The following is a 19337-nucleotide window of genomic DNA, read 5'->3' as shown; positions in this document are numbered from 1 at the left end:
ACATTTCAATTCTTCAAACTAATTCTTAAAAAAGGTATCATCTTGCTTATTCAATATTTTATAAAGTTCAAACTCACAGCATGAGCAAAAAGATAATACTTGTTTTTTTTGTTTTTATCTGCAATTGTTTTCAGGTCGCTTTAGCGCAAGAAACAGTTGTAAAGAAAGACACATCTCAAGTTTATACGACTATTAAACAATACTCTAAGAAAAATAAATTTACGCGCTTAATGCATAAATTAATTTTTAGATCTCCGGTTTTAGAAAAAAAAGCTATTAAAGAAGTTCAAAAAAATTATAATGTTTTTGAAGGTAAAATCATCAGAAATATCAATATTGTGACTCTTGATCCTTTTGGGTATTCTGAAATTGACACATTAAAAAAACCTAAAAACTGGGGTGAAAGATCCGGAAACAAAGTTCACTCTAAGACCAAGAGGTTTGCTATTTTAAATCTACTTTTAATTAGAAAAAATCAACCATTTGACTCTTATTTAGTAAAAGAGTCAGAACGTTTGATACGTTCACAACGTTATATAAATCGTGTAAATATAACTCCTGAATTAATCAGTACTAATTCCGATTCGATAGATATTTCAATCAGAGTTTTAGATTCTTGGAGCTTGATAGCCAAAGGTTCGTTATCCAGTTCAAGAGTAAATTTTGATTTAATTGAACGTAATATTTTTGGTACTGGTCACCAATTTGAAAATAAATTTAAAAATAGATTTGATGATGGCAAAAGTGCTTATGCCGTAGCGTATAGCATTCCAAATATTAAAAACACCTTTGTAAATGTTAAAACGAGCTACGAAATAGACTTAGACAATTACTATTCAAAAATTATTGCAATTGATCGACCTTTTTATTCACCATTGGCGAGATGGGCGGGTGGAATTTACCTAGACCAGCAATTTCGAAAAGATACTCTTCCTGATTCTAATATGGTTTTCGCTTCGCAGAATTTCAAATATAGTACGCATGATTTTTGGGCAGGACGAGCGTTCACTATTTTTAAAGGAAATACTGAAAATGATCGAACTACAAATCTGATTACAAGCGCTCGATTTTTAAATAGTAAATATTTAGAAAGTCCTATTTTTGATTACGACAGTAGCAATTTTTATTCGAATGAAAAACTGGTATTGTTTGGAATTGGTATTTCATCTCGTAAATTCATCAGAGATCGCTATATATTTCAAAACGGAATTATTGAGGATGTTCCTATTGGCAAATTATATGGAATAACGACTGGATATCAATATAAAAATAATACCGGACGTTACTATTTAGGTGGTCGCGCTGCTTTTGGGAATTTCTACAAATGGGGTTTTCTAAGTGCTAATTTTGAACTAGGCACTTTCTTTGAAAAATCGAATACTAAGCAAACCGCGTTCTCGCTTGAAGCAAATTATTTTACAAATTTAATGACCATTGGTAAATGGAAAGTGAGACAGTTTGTTAAACCCAAAATAATATTAGGTTCAAATCGTGAAGACATCATTGGAGACCAACTTTCAATAAACGAAAATCAAGGACTAAATGGCTTTAAAATGGCAGAATATGGTACAAAAAAGGCAATTTTAAGCTCACAAACTCAATTTTATTCTCCGTGGGATCTCTGGGGATTCCGTTTAAATCCGTACGTAAACTATTCTATTGCTATGTTAGGAAGTTCTGAACGAGGATTACTTGAAAGTAAAGCATATTCAAAAGTGGGTATAGGATTAATAATAAGTAATGATTATTTAGTCTTTAGTTCTTTTCAAATTTCGCTCAGTTATTATCCTTCAATTCCAGGAACGGGCCAAAATATATTTAAAACAAATGCATTCGAAACAACAGACTTTGGCTTGCAAAATTTTGAATTGGGCAAGCCACGTACTGTGATTTATAAGTAATAATATAGAATACTGGTAGCCATTTATTTAACAACAAGGATGATAGGTCAGTCGTTGTTGAAAGTTACATCTTTTTAAGATTACTATAAAAACGCAAATTATATAACTTTATATTATAATTCTATAAAATTTAGTGAGACTTAAATGCGTACTTTTATCATAATAAATTCATAACTAAAACCTAAACAAATGAAAAAAGTTACCTTTTATTTAATGATGATGGTATTGTCATTAAGTGTTGTTCCAACCCAAATGTTAGCTGCTGAAAAAAATCCAACAGCAATATCTAACACTACTAAAGAAGTGCCTGCAGAGGTTAAAGTAATGCTTAATCGTCTGGACGAAATAAAAGCAATGGACAAAACTAATATGAGTTCTGTAGAGAAAAAAGAATTACGCAAAGAAGTTCGTACTATTAAAAAGGAGTTAAAGTCTACAGGAAACGGTGTTTATCTATCAATAGGAGCAATAATCATCATTATTCTATTATTAATTCTTTTACTATAATTAGAAAAAAACTTAGATTATCTAAAGGAGACAAGAAATTGTTTCCTTTTTTTTATGAAATAAAATAACACAATTTTGTTAATTTTTTGATAATGATACAATTGTTAGCTTTTCCACATAACCAGATAAAATAATAACTAAATATTACTAATTAAAAATTTAAAAAATGAAAACATTAAAATTAATCGTCGCAGGAATTATACTTTTTGCATCCGCAAATACTATACAAGCGCAAGTTTCAGTAAATGTAAATATAGGTACTCCTCCAGCTTGGGGTCCGGCTGGCTACTCAGCAGTAGATTATTATTATTTACCAGATGTTGAAGCTTATTATGATGTAAGAGCCACCCAGTTCATTTATTTTGATGGAGGAAAATGGATTCGTTCAAGAAACCTGGCTAATCAATATAGAAACTATAACCTATACAATGGCTACAAAGTTGTCTTGGAAGATTACCATGGTTCGAGACCATACAGCAACTTTAAAACACACAAAGCAAAATATTACAAAGGATACAAAGGTAAACCTCAAAAATCAATAGGTTCAAAACGTAATAATAGTAACAAAGTATACAAAAGTAACAGAAACAATGGAAATGGCAACAATGGAAATAAAGGCGGAAAAGAATATAAAGGTCATGGAAATGGAAAACATTAATCCTTGTTTCACATAATTTATAAAAAGAGTCTCAGTAATGAGGCTCTTTTTATTTCAGAGCATTAACTCTTAATTAAATGTTAATATTACCGTATTGGCACAGTTGTTGAAAACTTATCATTAGAAATAAAATAAAGAGTTATAATTAAATTATCCCCAATTAAATCTAAAGAAAATGAGAACATTAAAATTAATCGCCGTAGGAATTATCCTTTTTGCTTCAAGTACTATACAAGCACAAGTATCTGTAAATGTGAATATAGGTGCAGCTCCTGCATGGGGACCTGTAGGACACGTTGCAACAGAATATTATTATTTGCCAGATGTTGAATCGTATTATGATATAAGAGCTTCACAATTTATTTATTTTGGTGGCGGAAGTTGGATTCGTTCCAGACATTTACCATATCAATATAGAAATTATGATTTGCATCGTGGATACAAAGTAGTATTGAATGATTATCATGGTTCAAGACCCTATAGCCACTTCAAAAGCCATAAAGTAAAATACTACAGAGGCTATAACGGTAGAGATAATAGAAATGTAGGCTACAACAATAACCGTAGAGTATATGTTAGTAACAGACATAATGATAATCGTAAAGAATATCAAAAACACGAAAATAAAAGAAGAAATGACGATAATCATGGACGTAAAAATGGTCATGGACGCGGACATGATAGAGATTAATTTCTAAATATTAGTCAAAATAAAGAGAGAGAAAGCTTATATTAGTTTTCTCTCTCTTTTATTTTTATAACATCAACAATGCTTAAAGAAAATAAAAAATATTTTAGTAAAAAGCATTTAATACCTACATTTGAATCTATTGCAAATTAAAATTTAAAAAATGCAAAAAAAACATATTCTAGTCCTAACAGTATTCCTATTTTGTTTTCAAATAATAATTGCCCAAAATCCCAAAAAACCGTCTTCGGTTGAAATTTACAGTCAAATTCAGAAACTCAATTTTTTAGGTTCAGTATTATATATAGCTGCCCATCCTGATGATGAAAACACACGCCTTATTTCTTATTTATCAAATGAACAAAAAGCAAGAACAGGCTATTTATCTTTGACACGCGGGGATGGAGGTCAAAACTTAATAGGAACTCAATTGCGGGAATTATTGGGTGTAATACGAACACAAGAGCTTATTGAAGCTAGAAAAATAGATGGTGGCGAACAGTTATTTTCACGAGCTAATGATTTTGGTTTTTCTAAAAACCCAACGGAAACATTACAAATTTGGGACAAAGAAAAAGTATTGGCAGATGTAGTTTGGGCTATCAGAAAATTTCAGCCAGATGTAATTGTCAACCGATTTGATCATCGTTCTCCAGGAACGACGCACGGACATCATACCGCTTCTTCAATGTTAAGTGTCGAAAGTTTTAATTTGGCTAATAATCCTTTAATTTTTCCGGAGCAATTAAAACTTGTACAACCTTGGCAGCCAAAACGCCAATTTTTCAACACCTCTTGGTGGTTTTACGGAAGTATCGAAAAATACAATGCAGCTGATAAGACTAATTTAATAGCCATGCAAACTGGAGTTTATTATCCAGCTACAGGGAAATCTAATCAAGAGATAGCAGCCTTAAGTCGCAGTCGCCATCAGTCACAAGGTTTTGGAAGCACTGGCGTTCGTGGAGAAGATACAGAGTATTTAGAACTTATAAATGGAGCGCCCTTAAATGATAAAAAATCTCTTTTTGAAGGAATTGATACGACTTGGAATCGAGTAAAAGGAGGAAAAGCAATTGGCGAGTTATTGACAAAAATTGCAGCTGAATTTGACTTTAATAATCCCTCAGCAAGTATTCCAAACTTGGCTAAAGCCTATTCGATGATGCAAGCTTTAGATGAAAATCATTGGGCACCACTAAAATCAGCCGAAATAAAAAAAATTATAGCAGCCTGTTCAGGATTATATCTTGAAGCAGTTGCTCAAAATCAAGAAGCAACTCCTGGAAGTAACATCAAATTAAAGCTTGAAGCGATTAATAGAAGTGCAACTCCAATGCAATTATTGAGCGTTACCACTTTACCAAATGAAGTAAAAACGACGCAAAAATTAGAATTAAAAAACAACATTCTAAATAATATAAATTTAGATTTACGTTTAGCTGAATCCATCAATTACACGCAACCCTATTGGTTACAAGAAACTGGAACTGACGGAATGTACACGGTAAATAATCAACAAAATATAGGAATTCCAGATATCATCCGTGAAGTAAAAGTAGTATTTAATTTGAAAATCAGCGAAATAGAAATTCCATTTGAACGCACTGTTGTTTATAAATACAATGATGATGTAAAAGGTGAAATTTATAATTATCTTGACATCGTTCCTGAAATAACAACAACTATTGTGGACAATGTACTACTTTTTAAAGACAACAAAGTGAAATATGTAGGGGTTAAAATCAGAACAGGGAAAGATGGTGTTAAGGGAAATTTACAATTAGAATTACCAAAAAACTGGAACGTATCTCCTAAATTAATTCCTTTTGATATTGCTAAAAAAGGTACAGAACAAATTGTCTATTTTGAAGTAACTCCGCCAAACAAGCCCGAAGAAGCGGTTGCTAGAAGTGTGGCTATCATTGGAAACAAACGATTTGATAAAGAGCAAATTTTCATCAATTATGATCATATAACTAAACAGCAAGTTTTAAAACCTGCCGAAGCTAAATTGATCAAAACAGATTTAAAAACCACTAACGAAAAAATAGCGTATATTATGGGTGCAGGAGATGAAGTTCCCAATATTTTAACGCAATTAGGATACAAAGTAACTTTACTTAAACCTGAAGAAATAAGTCCTGAAAAATTAGAAAATTTTGATGTGGTAATGACAGGCGTCCGTGCTTACAATACTATTAATGCCTTAGCATTCAAACAGGATATTCTTTTTGAATTTGTCAAATCTGGAAAAACTATGGTGGTTCAATATAATACTAATAGCGATCTTATAACTGATAATATAGCACCTTACTCATTAAAACTTTCTAAAGATCGAGTGACTGAAGAAGATGCAGAAGTGCGATTCTTAGCACCAAATCATCCTGTTTTAAACTTTCCAAACAAAATTACAGCTAAAGATTTTGAAGGTTGGAAACAAGAGCAAGGATTGTATTATCCTAATGAATTTGACAAAGCCTTTACTCCTATTCTTTCTTCAAATGACAAAGGAGAAACACCTAAAAATGGTGCTTTGTTGATTGCTCCTTACGGAAAAGGATATTACATTTATACTGGTTTAAGTTTTTTTAGAGAATTGCCCGAAGGTGTAACTGGCGCTTACAAATTAATGTCTAACATTATTTCATTGAAATCAGCTGATAAAATTCCTGCTTCAACCATTAAGAAATAACAGAAATAAAATGGAACCAAAAAAAATAAAAACTTGGAAAAAAAACTATACATGGGTGCTGGTCGCAAATGCTATATACATTTTGTTTTTTTATCTAATCATGAAATTATACTCTTAAACTATGCAATTATTTGATTGGATTATACTTATTGTTACCTTATTGTTCATCGTAATTTATGGAGCTTGGAAAACCAAAGGCAGTAAAAACGTAGAAGATTTTATTCTAGGAAGTAATGAAACGCCTTGGCATGTTGTAGGTCTTTCAGTAATGGCTACACAAGCTAGTGCTATTACTTTTCTTTCTACACCAGGACAGGCGTATCATGACGGAATGGGATTTGTACAATTCTATTTTGGACTTCCAATTGCCATGGTAGTAATTTGCGTCACCTTTATTCCGCTGTATCACAAATACAAGGTTTATACCGCTTATGAATATCTAGAAAAAAGATTTGATTTAAAAACTAGATCTCTTGCAGCCATTCTTTTCTTGTTTCAAAGAGGATTAGGAACTGGATTAACCATTTATGCTCCCGCAATTATCTTATCTGCTTTATTGGGATGGAATCTTACGTACATGAATATTATCATTGGTGTATTAGTTATCATTTATACTTTTTCAGGTGGTACTAAAGCAGTAAACGTAACTCAAAAACAACAGATGTTTGTCATCATGTCGGGGATGTTTATTACATTTTTCCTCATCTTACATTACTTGCCTAATGATATGACTTTTACCAGCGCTTTGCATATTGCTGGTGCAAACGACAAAATGAATATTGTAAATTTCTCTTTTGATCCTGAAGAAAAATATACATTTTGGAGCGGAATAACGGGCGGATTTTTCTTAGCACTAGCCTATTTTGGAACCGATCAATCGCAAGTAGGACGCTATTTATCTGGGAGATCAGTTAAGGAAAGTCAAATGGGATTGATTATGAATGGACTTTTAAAAGTACCAATGCAGTTTTTTATTTTACTAACTGGAGTGATGGTTTTTGTATTTTTCCAATTCAATCCCGTTCCGTTAAATTTTAATCCCAATAACAAAGCGATGATTGAAAAATCAGCTTTCAAGGGGGAATACAATGCTTTAGAAAAAAAATTAGAGGATTTATCCGAAGATAAAAAAGTAATTAACTTATTGTACATCGATCAACTGAATCAAGATTATGACAATCCCACCTTAAGAAAAGAGCTAGTAACGTTGTCCAATAAAGAAAAAGATTTACGTGACCGAGCGAAAGATATTATTCTAAAAGCAGATCGCAATAGCGAAACCAATGATAAAGATTATGTGTTTTTTCACTTTATCTTAAATTATCTGCCTAAAGGTCTTATCGGATTGTTGCTAGCCGTTATCATTTCAGCAGCGATGTCGTCAACTGCTTCCGGTTTGAATGCGTTAGCCTCTACAACAGCAATTGATATTTATAAACGAAATGTAAAAGTAGAAAAGTCAGAAAGACATTATCTGTATGCTACTAAATTTTTCACTTTATTATGGGGAATAATAGCTATACTTTTTGCTTGTGTTGGAACTTTATTCGAAAATTTAATCCAATTAGTAAATATCATCGGATCTATATTTTATGGAACTGTATTGGGTATCTTCCTCGTTGGTTTCTATTTAAAAAATGTACAGTCTAAAGCTATTTTTTACAGCGCAGTAGTAAGTCAATTAACAATTTTCATCATCTACTACTATGCAATTTATATCTATCCAAGCGGACAAGAAAAACTAGGTTATTTATGGCTTAACTTTATAGGTGCGACATTAACTATTGTTATTTCGTTATTATTACAATGGACGATTTTTAGAAATGACAAAGCGATGGTCGAACAAACAATAAAAGAATAATTGGAATACAAGTAATCAACCGCAGATTCACAGATTAAAAAATTTGTGAATTTGCGGTTAACTTTTTTTATAGCTTTTTATAAATAAGGATTCGCTACTTTATTATTAAGAATGATTTATAGAAACAAGCGATAGTTTTAGAAACACTAATGGAATAATTAGAATACAATTAATCAGCCGCAGATTCACAGGTTAAAAATTTGTGAATCTGCGGTTTGTTATTCTTCTTAACTTTTCAATATATAAATAACTAAACATAAAAAATCCCGTCACGATTTGAAGCGAGACGGGATTTTTTATATAAGATCTTTTAATTTAACTTTTACTCCACTCAGCGATACTATCTTTATTCATTTTTACGTAATCTTGATTTTTTGCTAATTCAGCAGCTGCAAGAGATGCTTTAGCGCTCTCAATAGCTCCTTTTTTGTCACCTAATTTTGCTTGAATTAATGATTTCAGTCTGTTATACCAAAATGGCTTGTCTTTAGCCAATTCTAAAGATTTATTTATGTATTCTAATGCTTTTACATTATCTCCATTTGATTGAAATAAAAACTGAGCAGCAGCAAAGTAATCAGCAGAAGCTGGTCCCGACAATGCTCTTTCAATATTAGCAGTTGCTTTTTTCTGAGTTGGTACTTCAAACTTTAGAGCTACATAGGAGTTCTCCCATGAGATTTCTAAGAAAGCAAAATTATTATCTAAACCACTTATACCAATTGTGAATGTATCTACACTTTTATTTAAAGTTTCTGGTTTAACAGTTGCTCTTAACGCTACATTTTCTTCTTTCCATTCTTCTGGATTACCCCAGTTATCAGTCGTTTTATAGAAAATTATTTCCCAACTTTCTATTTTAGGAACTGTGTATAACGAATATTTACCTTTCTTTAAGGTTTTACCGTCAATAACTACATCATCACTAAAAGATATTGTTGTGTTCTCATTAGCTCCAGTTCTCCATACTTTTCCAAAAGGAATCAAATTACCAAAAACAGCTCTTCCTCTAGCACTTGGTCGTGAATATTCAATTTCTACATCAGTCAGACCTACTGATTGCTGTATCGTTGCTTTTGGGCTAGATTGAGGAGTTTTAACTTGTGCCTCAATAGAAAAATTAGCTAAAATAATTGCCAATGCAATAATTATTTTTTTCATAGTTGTTCGTTTTTTTTATGATCTTCAAAATTACAAATTCGGATATTCAAAATTGTTAATTACTTCTTAATTTAGAATCAATATTCGTTACTTTATTGAAATTTAACTCATTAAAATGGTTTATAACCACATTAGCTTCAGATAAATCTTGCGCTTCAGAATGAATGCTGTTATAGCCCACACAAAAAATTCCTGCCGCTTTTGCAGCTTTGATTCCGTTAGTGCTATCTTCAATTACAATACAATTTTCTTTTGGAGCAATAGACAAACTAGCGGCATGTTCAAAAATAGCTGGATGCGGTTTTGACTTAGGAAAATCCTCACCGCTTACTACATGCGTAAAATAGTCATGCAATTTAAAACGTCTAAAAACACGCTCTATTGTAACTTTGGAGGCTGAAGAGGCTACTATTAGTTGTACTCCGTTATGATGTAATTCTTTTATTAGGTTTTCTACTCCTTCTAATAATTCTAGATCTTCTTTACTGTCAAAAGCATCATTAAAAATTGTTCGTTTCCTTTGAATCAGATCTTCTACTTCCTGATTGATAGTAAAAATTTCTTTCAATTTCTGAAATGTATTTCGAGTCGAGAAACCTGTAAAAGAAGTGTACATTTCCTCGGTTACATCAATGCTTAGTTCTTCAAATTGTTTGAAATAAGCATAACGGTGTACAGGTTCTGTATCGACGATTACACCATCCATGTCGAAAATTACGGTTTGTATCATTGTGAGTTTTGAGTTGTGAATTGTGAATTGTGAGTTTTACTATTTGAAACAAAGACTAAAAAACCGAACATTATTTCTTAAGCAAATATCGAATTACAGTTTCCGCAGCGTATAAACCAAATAATCCAGGCATATAACTGTTAGTTCCGTAAAATGATTTTTTATAATTAGATCCGTCCGTCATTTTTAAACTAGCATCATCTTGTATTTCTGACGAAAAAACGACTTTCAGTTTATCGATTTTAACTTCTTTTAATCGTCTTCTAATGGTTTTTGCTAAAAAGCAATTTACCGTATTACTGATATCGGTTACTTTTACTTTCGCAGCTTCCATTTTTCCACCAGCGCCCATACTACTTATAATTTTTACTCTTTTTCGCTTTGCGCCAATGATTAAATTCAATTTTGGAGTCACGCTATCAATACAATCCAAAACATAGTCAAATTCTTCAGTAACAATTTCAAAAGCACGCTCAGGCGAAAGAAATTCTTCTACACGTGTGAGTTTTAATTCGGGATTGATATCCATTAGTCGATCACCAACAATAGTTACTTTTGGTCGCCCAACGGTAGAATGCAAAGCTGGCAATTGTCGGTTTATATTCGTAATATCAACTACATCACCATCTACAATAGTCATCGCTCCTACTCCTGCTCTAGCTAAAAATTCAGCTGCAAATGATCCCACGCCTCCTAATCCAACAACTAAAACATGTGCCTTTTGTAAATTATCTAAACCTTCTTTCTTAAATAAAAGTTCGCTTCTTTCTGTCCACTCTGCCATTCTATACTATCTTTATTTTATTTTTTATACACTCAATTATCGCGCTAATCGTTTGATTTGTCAAAAACTGATCTAAAATTTCTATTTATTATTTCTTGCATTTCTACAAGTGGAACTCCTTTAATTTGCGCAGCTAATTTATAAACGCTCTCAATTCCGTCATTAACTGTATCCGTTTCCAGAAAAATTCGGTTATTTGGAACATTTTTAAAAACTGCTTCTAATGCTGTACCTGAGCTTTTGGATTGCAATAAATATTTACCAAAGGAAAGATAAAATCCGTTATCTAATAATTGTTTAGCAACTTGTTCGTTTTTAGAAAATCCATGAATGATCATTGGAACCGAAATATTTATTTTCTTCTTGACAACAATCAATTCCTGAAAAGCAGCTACACAATGTATAATAACGGGTTTATTATATTTTTGTGCCAAAAGTAATTGTTTCTCGAAAACCCTCTGTTGCAATTCAATTGTAATCGCTATTCTTTTATCTAATCCACATTCACCAATAGCGAGACAATTGGGTTCTTTTAATTTGCTTTCAACAATTCTCAAATCAGCTTCCAATCTATCTTGAACAATATACCAAGGATGAATTCCAATAGAATAATAGGGAATACCAGCATCAAATTCCTGCGGATATTGATTCACTAATTCCAAAACATGCACTTGATTGGTTCCTTTATGAGTATGCAGATTAAAAAAATCCATTAGTGGTGAAACTTTTTGACTCCCGCTTTTATTTCAATATTCAAATCATTTTCGAGAGGAACTATTGGACAAGAATATTTGTGATTATATGCACAATAGGGATTATAAGATGTATTGAAATCAATCACAATGCTGTTTGCTTTAGGAATTTTCAAATCGATGTATTTCCCTCCAATATAGCTTTCGTTGCCACATGTTAAATCTGAAAAAGGCAGAAACAAATGATCTTTGTATTTTTCTTGTTTCGAAAGTGCAATGTTCTTGTACACATTCAATTTAAGGTTGGATCCGTCAATCGTAAAAAAAACTTCTCCATATTTCACGTACATTGGTTTTCTATCTGTTGATGTTTTCATCTCAAAAGGCTTCTCCTTTTTTGTTCGTACAAATTTAGCCACGACAAAGAACTTTTCGTTCGCTGGAAAAAAATCTAAGGTTTTGAATGTCGCTAAATCTTCAGTCATTAAGGGACTCGTTTTAGCATCAGCATATTCCTGATTTAATTCGTTTTGGAATTTAATAACATCCAAAATATTAAATTTTTCTTGACTAAAACCTAAATGTGTTTGCACTAAAAAAACAAAAAGCAAAAGAGTTCTCATTTGTAAATTTTTATACAAAAATAGCGTAAAAGTTGGAAAGCGACAAAGTTAATATTTGGACCAATTTTACTGCAATGCAAACCAAAGCCACCAATGAAGCAATTAAAACAAAGTATTTCAAATTGAATTAGAATGCTGGTAACGCAGATCAAACGGATAAACGCAGATTTTAAACAACGATATTAAGAATTATTTCCAATATTGATTCTGAAAACAAAGGCGCATGGCAAGCACTAAATCCTAGCCCAGATAGCAGTGAAAATCCTTTTCTTTTTTTTCAAAAAAAAATTAATGTAGCAAAAAGGAGCTTAAATAGAGGGGTTTACACTGTTGGAAATCGTTGTCGGTAACGATTTAGTAATGGTGCTCATTGCATTCATTTTTACTCAATTTCTTTGTAAATCAGTAGCAAATATAATAAATCTATGTGATTTAAAACTCCTTTTCACGACCTAACTATTATAATTTTTAGGAATTTTGATGGTTCTTTTGTCTTCATCGTTAGAAAAAATTTCTCCCCAGTGGGGTGAAACTGTGGAATTATTATCATTAAATGTTTGAAATTTTGTGAATTAATTAGACGTAAACCAAATCTCAAATTTGGCAAGCATCACAAAATTTATTAGCTATGAAATATTCTTTAGACAAAATCCTTTTAGAAATTCACAATAACGAGGATAAGATTTTATCACAAAGCAAAAGATTGATTGATGAGGCTTATGAAATGACCCTGTATCTTCAAGATCTTTTAGGTTCAGTTAAGAAATACCTTATTGAGGAAGGGTTTAAAAACGATGAGGAAGAAATCCATTTTTTTCGTTGTATTAAACCCCAAATACTCGGTAAGCTGATTTATTATAATAAGATATATCGCATTGAAACCACTTGCCCTGTCAGTAACGGTAAAATGTATTACAGTTATTTTTCTGGACAGTTGGCAAATCTAAAACGGGAATACATTGAACACCTCTGTAATTCGGATTTTTACAGATATTACCGTTCAGGACGGACAGACCGTGATGATAACTACTTCAAACGTGGAAACATTAACTACCACGATGGGCTTAACAGCATTGTATTTGAAATAGATTCGGAATTCTCGACTTTCTTCGATTATAAAACGGCAAGGATTATCTCCAATGATTTGCTCTACACTTATCTGCTCACAAAAATCAACCCCGATGAAAACCCCGATGTGATATTGCAAAAGCCGGAAAGTTCCAAAGATATATTTTGGACAGATAGCAAAAATGCTATAATCGAATTGATATATGCCCTTTATGCTTCGGGCGTAATTTCTCACGGAAAAATCGGTATCCGAAAAATTAGTCTGATGTTTCAAATACTTTTCCGTATTCCTCTCGGCGACCTACATCACGCTTTCCATAGAATGAAAACCCGAAGTGGTTCCAGGACTTCATTTTTAGACCAGCTTAAGTTTTCTCTTGAAGAATATATGGATAAAGACCTTTAGTTTAATTGAGCTATCATTTCAAAGCAGTACATCATCGTACTGCTTTTTTTTTGCCCATATCAACCAATTGGTAAAGTTTGGAAAATACTATTGTTAAACAATCAAAATCCCCTAAAATCCTTTACTGATAAGGCTTTCCCTAATTGTAAAAATTTTCAAAAAACCGCCAAACCAATTGGCAAGGCTTGGCAGACAAACTCTGCCACTCTTTTCAACTTTGCATAGTAAACTTTAAAAGTTATGCAATGAAAATAATAACCATTGAAGAAGAAGCGTGGGATCAGCTAAACAATCGTATCACTGCTATCGCTGATTATCTGAAAAGATTGGAAGTGACCAATTATGATGACCTGTGGCTCAACAATCACGAGGTATGTCAATACCTGCACATTAGCGAAAAAACGCTTTGGCGTATGCGTACCAAAGGTGAGATTGCTTATTCAAAAATCTATGGACAATACTTCTACACGATTGGTGCTATCAAAGATATGCTCAATGCCAATGCTGTTCAAAGCAGTGATGAGTATGTAAAGGAACTTATAGCAACAGGCAAAAGCTATATCGAAAAAGGCAGGAAACTAAAGACAGATAAAAAATAGGTACGAACCCTTAAAAGTATAATCCTATGAATATTGACAGAATGGAATTTTTGGCGTGGATGGAACGCCTAATGGACAGGCTTGATATGCTTGGCGATCATATCGAAGACTTTCAAAAGAAACGAAATAGTATTGATGGCGAGGAATTGCTCGACAATCAGGATTTGCTTCAAATGCTTAAAATCAGCAATCGTTCATTGCAACGTTACCGCTCTAACGGGAAACTGCCTTATTATACCATAAGCGGAAAATTGTATTACAAATTGTCGGATGTTCATCAATTTATAAGAGAGAGTTTTAATCCTCCGACACCTAAATAAATGCCATTAAACGACAAATACTGCCTTTGAATGCCACTTAGTGCAATGCAGTAAACGCTTCTTTTATTTTCGGCATTGAAATCTTAAAATTTTCAGATTATGAGCGAAGAAACTACAAATAAACAAGAAGCTCCCGAACAATTATCGGACATATTGTTGGTACTGGATAAAGAGAAAATGAAAATCCAAGCTGTAAAAAGTATCGACAAAAACGGAAAAATGGAAACCGTTGATCCCACAAAAAAGAACCAAAGCGAATTTATGCGGGTGGACAAACAGGGTGATTTGATTTCTAATTTCTTCTCAAATTTTTACAGACAGCTAAAAGATCCTACCAAATTTACATTCTTCAAAGTACCAGCCGATAAAGCCTTAGAAAAAGCAAAAGAATTTCAAAACAGGTAGACCATCCTACTCCACGAGGCGAAAAACAAATGAAAAAAGATGAAGTAAAAGTTGAGCCTGAACATAAACAAGAAAATCAAAATAATATGGAAACAACACAAAAAGCACCGGAAAATAACGAATACCGTTACAAGCTGGAACAAATTGATTGGGAAACAATGAACAATCTTGGATTAGGCAAAGAACGCCTTGAAAAAATGAACCTACTTGAACCTTTATTGAAAGGTTTTAAAACCAATGAACTTGTACCCGTAAGCCTAAATCTCGGCACTGCTGTTACCCGAATGGATGCCCGACTTTCTTTGCAACATAATGATGAAGGTAAGGTAGTGGTCGCCATTCACGGTATTCGTAAAGAACCGAACTTAAATTTTGAATTCTTTGGACACAAGTTTACTGATGAAGACAAGAAAAACTTACTCGATGCAGGAAATATGGGACGTGTGGTTGATTTGAAAAACCCCAAAACAGGCGAAACCATTCCGTCAATTATTAGTGTGGATAGGTTAACCAATGAATTGATTGCACTAAAAATAGAATACATAAAAATACCCGATGAAATAAAAGGGGTAAAACTGAATGATGAGCAAAAACAAACTTTAATGGACGGCAAACCACTTCATTTAGAGGGAATGATTTCAAAAAAGGGAACTGAGTTTGAAGCAACGGTACAGTTCAATGCAGACAAACGTTATGTTGAATTTCTATTCGATAGAGACAATACCAATCAGCAAACGCAAAGCAACGGACAAAATAATCAGCAAAATAATTCGCATGAAGTTCCGAGAACTTTTAGAGGTAAGGGATTGGATAATGAGCAATACGATAAATTCAAAGCTGGTCAGACTATTTACATCAATGGCTTGACAGATAAGCAAGGTAAGCCGTATCAAGGTTATATCACGCTGAATAAGGAAACCAACAAAACCAATTTTTCTTTTCAAAATCCCGGTAAACTCAAAGAACAAGCAAAACCTACTGAAGCTCATAAAACGCAAACTGCGGTTAATTCGGATGGTAAAACCAATGAAGCAACAAAGAATATCAAAGAGCCTTTGCAACCGAAACAACAAACGCCAAAAGATAAAAAACAGCAAGAGCAACAGGAAAAACCTCAAGCACCTGCTAAATCTAAAGGCAGAAAAATGTAGTAAATTATGAAATGCTTTTGGGCATTCCATATGACAAATGAAAACAATAAAAATATTCATATGAAAGCAATAATTGCAGAAAAACCAAGCGTAGCAAGAGAAATAGCCGGCTTGTTGAGTGCTTCCGAAAAAAAAGATGGTTACCTGACAGGCAACGGCTATTGTGTTACGTGGGCATTTGGACACCTAATTGGATTAGGAATGCCCGAAGATTACGGAATATCAGGTTTTCAGAAAGCCTCACTTCCGATACTTCCCAACCCATTTTTATTAACCGTTCGTAAAGTAAAAAAGGACAAAAGTTATGTAGCTGATACAGGTGCATTAAAGCAATTGAAAATAATTGAGCAAGTATTTAATCAATGTGATAGCATAATTGTAGCTACTGATGCAGGTCGTGAAGGCGAACTCATCTTTCGGTACATTTATGAATACCTCAAATGCAACAAACCTTTTCAAAGATTATGGATAAGTTCACTTACTGAAAAGGCAATTAAACAAGGCTTTGATAACCTCAAAAACGGAAAAGAATTTGACGGATTGTATCAATCTGCACAAGGCAGAAGCCGTGCCGATTGGCTTGTAGGCATTAATGCTACGCAGGCATTGAGCATTGTTGCAGGAAATGGGATTTATTCGCTCGGAAGAGTACAAACACCAACGCTTGCCTTGATTTGCAAACGTTATCTCGACAACAAAAAATTCTCAATAAAGAAATATTATCAGATACAATTGTTGCACAACAAGGAAATGATTGGTTTTAAAAGCCTTTCCACAACCAAATGGGACGATAAAAAGCTGGCAGACGATGCATCGAGAACTATCGAAAGAAACGGAAATACTGCAACGGTTACATCCGTAGAAATCAAAAACGTAACGGAACAACCACCTTTGCTTTTTGACTTGACAGGTTTGCAAAAAGAAGCCAACAAAAAGCTAAATCTTTCTGCCGAAGAAACGCTGAACATTGCCCAAAGCCTTTACGAAAAGAAATTCATCACTTATCCTCGTACCGGAAGCAAATATATTCCCGAAGATGTGTGGGCTGAAATTCCCAATCTTGTAAGAGCGCTACAAGACAGGGGAAATTGCAAACAAGCCTTGTCTAAAATAAAATGGGGACGTTTCAATAAACGCATGGTGAACGATTTGCGTGTAACCGACCATCACGCATTGTTGATTACCGAAAAAATTCCATCGGCATTAAATGCAAAAGAAAATACAGTTTACGATATGATTGCTTTTCGACTGCTGGAAGCGATTTCTCAAGTTTGTACGAAAGAGATTACCGACGTTGCTTTACAAGCTATACATTATGATTTTACTGCAAAAGGTTGTAAGATAACCGAACCAGGTTGGCGCTCGATAAAAGGAAGTTTCGCAGATGATGACACCGAACCTTTGCAGGATTTACCCGAACTGAAAAAGGGCGATGAACTTAAAATAAAAGAAGCCTCCGTTTTGGAAAAACAAACTAAACCGCCTGCACTATATACTGAAGCTGGGCTTTTATCAGCTATGGAAACTGCTGGAAAGGGGATAGAAAATGAAGAAGAACGCAAAGCTTTGCAAAATATTGGTATTGGCACACCTGCAACACGGGCATCAATAATTGAAACGTTGTTTACCCGAAATTATATCCAAAGAGAAAAGAAATCTTTAATCCCGACTGAAAAAGGATTGCAGGTTTATGAATTGGTCAAAGACCAAAAAATTGCGGACGTAGCAATGACTGCCGAATGGGAACTCGCTTTACAGAAAATTGAAAATAACGAAGCTGATGCCGAAGCATTTCAAAAGGAAATAGAAACGTATGCAAAATCTATTACGAATGAATTGTTGCAAACTACCATTGCTCACGAAAACCTGCCCCAACTTATTTGCCCAAAATGTAAAACCAAGCAACTGATTATTAGAGATAAGATTGTTAAATGCCCTGATGAAGTTTGTAATTGGGTACAGTTCCGCAATGTGTGTGGCGTACAAATCAGCATTACTGATATTGAAAATCTTGTCAATAAAGGAAAAACTTCCATTATCAAAGGAATGAAAAGCAAAGCCGGAAAGAAATTCGATGCTTATATCGTGTTGAATGAGGATTGCAAAACCTCCTTTGAATTTGAGAAAAATAAAAGCTACAAAAAGTAATGGAAAATAAGCCTATTATTAGCCCGATGGAAATTAAGAACCTGATTTATGCCATCCGTGGCAAGCAAGTGATGCTGGATAGTGACCTCGCTTCCTTATATCAGGTGGAAACAAAAAACCTCAACAAAGCTGTAAAAAGAAATATTGAAAGGTTTCCTGCTTCTTTTTGCTTTCAACTGACCGAAGATGAATTTGAAAACTTGAGGTTCCAATTTGGAACCTCAAGTTTAAAATACGGCGGAAGACGCTATTTGCCCTATGTTTTTACTGAACAAGGTGTTGCAATGCTTTCTGCTGTACTTCGTTCAGAAATTGCCGTTAAAGTCAGTGTTGAAATTATGGAAGCCTTTGTAGCAATGCGTAGAATGCTCATCAGCAATGCTTCCCTCTTTCATCGTTTGGACAGGATGGAGTTGAAACAACTGGAAACTGATCAAAAATTTGAAGATATTTTTAAGGCTTTGGAAAGCGACAAGCTCCAAAGCGAAAAAGGTGTTTTCTACGATGGGCAGGTTTTTGATGCCTACACTTTTATTTCAGATATTATTCGCAATGCCAAAAGTTCTATTATCCTGCTTGATAATTATGTGGATGACACAGTATTAACCTTATTGGGCAAACGAAGCGGTAATGTAACCGCAACAATCTATACCAAAAACATCAAAAATCAGTTACGGCTGGATGTACAACGGTACAATAGCCAATATCCGCCAATAGAGATTGAGGTTTTTTTCGATGCTCACGACCGTTTTTTGATTATTGACGATACCGAACTCTACCATATCGGAGCGTCACTCAAAGACCTGGGCAAAAAATGGTTTGCCTTTTCGAGAATGGATATTGAGGTGGGTAGAATGCTTCTAATTTTAAATAGTCGTTGAGGTTATACACACACTCTGATGAAATATTGATTTATGTTTCGGCTTGTGTGACTTGGTAA

Annotated in this window: 18 protein-coding genes; 13 read left to right on the top strand and 5 right to left on the bottom strand. The window is 33.6% G+C overall.

Going from position 1 to position 19337, the window contains the following annotated elements:
- Positions 1–80 precede the first annotated feature (80 nt).
- The 6 genes from LNP27_RS10285 to LNP27_RS10260 all read left to right on the top strand — a co-directional run bounded on the left by LNP27_RS10285 (position 81) and on the right by LNP27_RS10260 (position 8310).
- Positions 81–1901, top strand: a complete 1821-nt coding sequence (locus tag LNP27_RS10285; RefSeq protein WP_229941523.1) for a BamA/TamA family outer membrane protein — start codon at positions 81–83, stop codon at positions 1899–1901.
- Between the two features lie 189 nt (positions 1902–2090).
- A complete protein-coding gene (locus tag LNP27_RS10280) occupies positions 2091–2408 on the top strand; it encodes a hypothetical protein (protein ID WP_229941522.1) in 318 nt (105 codons plus the stop codon).
- Positions 2409–2574: 166 nt separating this feature from the next.
- Entirely contained in the window at positions 2575–3066 is a 492-nt protein-coding gene (locus LNP27_RS10275; RefSeq protein WP_229941521.1) for a hypothetical protein, read from the top strand.
- A 175-nt stretch (positions 3067–3241) separates the two neighbouring features.
- Entirely contained in the window at positions 3242–3757 is a 516-nt protein-coding gene (locus tag LNP27_RS10270) for a hypothetical protein (RefSeq protein WP_229941520.1), read from the top strand.
- Positions 3758–3917: 160 nt separating this feature from the next.
- Positions 3918–6449, top strand: coding sequence for a PIG-L family deacetylase (locus LNP27_RS10265; protein ID WP_229941519.1), 2532 nt, complete (start codon positions 3918–3920; stop codon positions 6447–6449).
- A gap of 121 nt (positions 6450–6570) precedes the next feature.
- Complete coding sequence (locus LNP27_RS10260; protein WP_229941518.1) at positions 6571–8310, top strand: sodium:solute symporter family protein; 1740 nt, start codon at positions 6571–6573, stop codon at positions 8308–8310.
- 315 nt (positions 8311–8625) lie between these two features.
- Here LNP27_RS10260 and LNP27_RS10255 read toward each other — a convergent pair whose 3' ends face one another.
- The 5 genes from LNP27_RS10255 to LNP27_RS10235 form a co-directional block, all read right to left on the bottom strand.
- Entirely contained in the window at positions 8626–9471 is an 846-nt protein-coding gene (locus LNP27_RS10255; protein ID WP_229941517.1) for a DUF2911 domain-containing protein, read from the bottom strand.
- Positions 9472–9526: 55 nt separating this feature from the next.
- Positions 9527–10201, bottom strand: a complete 675-nt coding sequence (locus tag LNP27_RS10250) for an HAD family hydrolase (protein ID WP_229941516.1) — start codon at positions 10199–10201, stop codon at positions 9527–9529.
- Positions 10202–10271: 70 nt separating this feature from the next.
- On the bottom strand, positions 10272–10985 hold the full coding sequence (locus tag LNP27_RS10245) for a tRNA threonylcarbamoyladenosine dehydratase (RefSeq protein ID WP_229941515.1): 714 nt from the start codon (positions 10983–10985) through the stop codon (positions 10272–10274).
- 44 nt (positions 10986–11029) lie between these two features.
- Positions 11030–11698, bottom strand: a complete 669-nt coding sequence (locus LNP27_RS10240; RefSeq protein WP_229941514.1) for a TatD family hydrolase — start codon at positions 11696–11698, stop codon at positions 11030–11032.
- A complete protein-coding gene (locus LNP27_RS10235) occupies positions 11698–12300 on the bottom strand; it encodes a DUF1684 domain-containing protein (RefSeq protein WP_229941513.1) in 603 nt (200 codons plus the stop codon). The genes LNP27_RS10240 and LNP27_RS10235 overlap by 1 nt, the downstream gene beginning before the upstream one ends.
- A gap of 628 nt (positions 12301–12928) precedes the next feature.
- On the opposite strand from LNP27_RS10235, the gene LNP27_RS10230 reads away from it, so the two are divergent.
- The 7 genes from LNP27_RS10230 (at position 12929) to LNP27_RS10205 (ending at position 19278) form a co-directional block, all read left to right on the top strand.
- The gene (locus tag LNP27_RS10230; RefSeq protein WP_229941512.1) at positions 12929–13774 is read left to right on the top strand and encodes an RteC domain-containing protein; all 846 of its coding nucleotides are present in this window, start codon (positions 12929–12931) and stop codon (positions 13772–13774) included.
- Positions 13775–14019: 245 nt separating this feature from the next.
- Complete coding sequence (locus LNP27_RS10225) at positions 14020–14373, top strand: helix-turn-helix domain-containing protein (protein ID WP_074590587.1); 354 nt, start codon at positions 14020–14022, stop codon at positions 14371–14373.
- 26 nt (positions 14374–14399) lie between these two features.
- Positions 14400–14693, top strand: coding sequence for a helix-turn-helix domain-containing protein (locus LNP27_RS10220; RefSeq protein WP_074590589.1), 294 nt, complete (start codon positions 14400–14402; stop codon positions 14691–14693).
- Positions 14694–14792: 99 nt separating this feature from the next.
- Positions 14793–15098 (top strand): hypothetical protein, encoded by a 306-nt coding sequence (locus LNP27_RS15345; protein ID WP_428979002.1) that lies wholly within the window; start codon positions 14793–14795, stop codon positions 15096–15098.
- Positions 15099–15127: 29 nt separating this feature from the next.
- Positions 15128–16249: a DUF3945 domain-containing protein gene (locus LNP27_RS10215; protein WP_428979001.1), complete on the top strand. Its 1122-nt coding sequence runs from the start codon at positions 15128–15130 to the stop codon at positions 16247–16249.
- 60 nt (positions 16250–16309) lie between these two features.
- Positions 16310–18397, top strand: a complete 2088-nt coding sequence (locus tag LNP27_RS10210) for a type IA DNA topoisomerase (protein ID WP_229941511.1) — start codon at positions 16310–16312, stop codon at positions 18395–18397.
- Positions 18397–19278, top strand: a complete 882-nt coding sequence (locus LNP27_RS10205) for an ORF6N domain-containing protein (RefSeq protein WP_229941510.1) — start codon at positions 18397–18399, stop codon at positions 19276–19278. Before LNP27_RS10210 ends, LNP27_RS10205 begins: the two co-directional genes overlap by 1 nt.
- Positions 19279–19337: the final 59 nt, after the last annotated feature.

Origin of the sequence: Flavobacterium galactosidilyticum (assembly GCF_020911945.1) — a bacterium.
Taxonomy (GTDB): Bacteria; Bacteroidota; Bacteroidia; order Flavobacteriales; family Flavobacteriaceae; genus Flavobacterium; species Flavobacterium galactosidilyticum.
The sequence above is the reverse complement of the archived record's forward strand: the minus strand, read 5'-3'. Positions and strand labels throughout refer to the sequence as shown.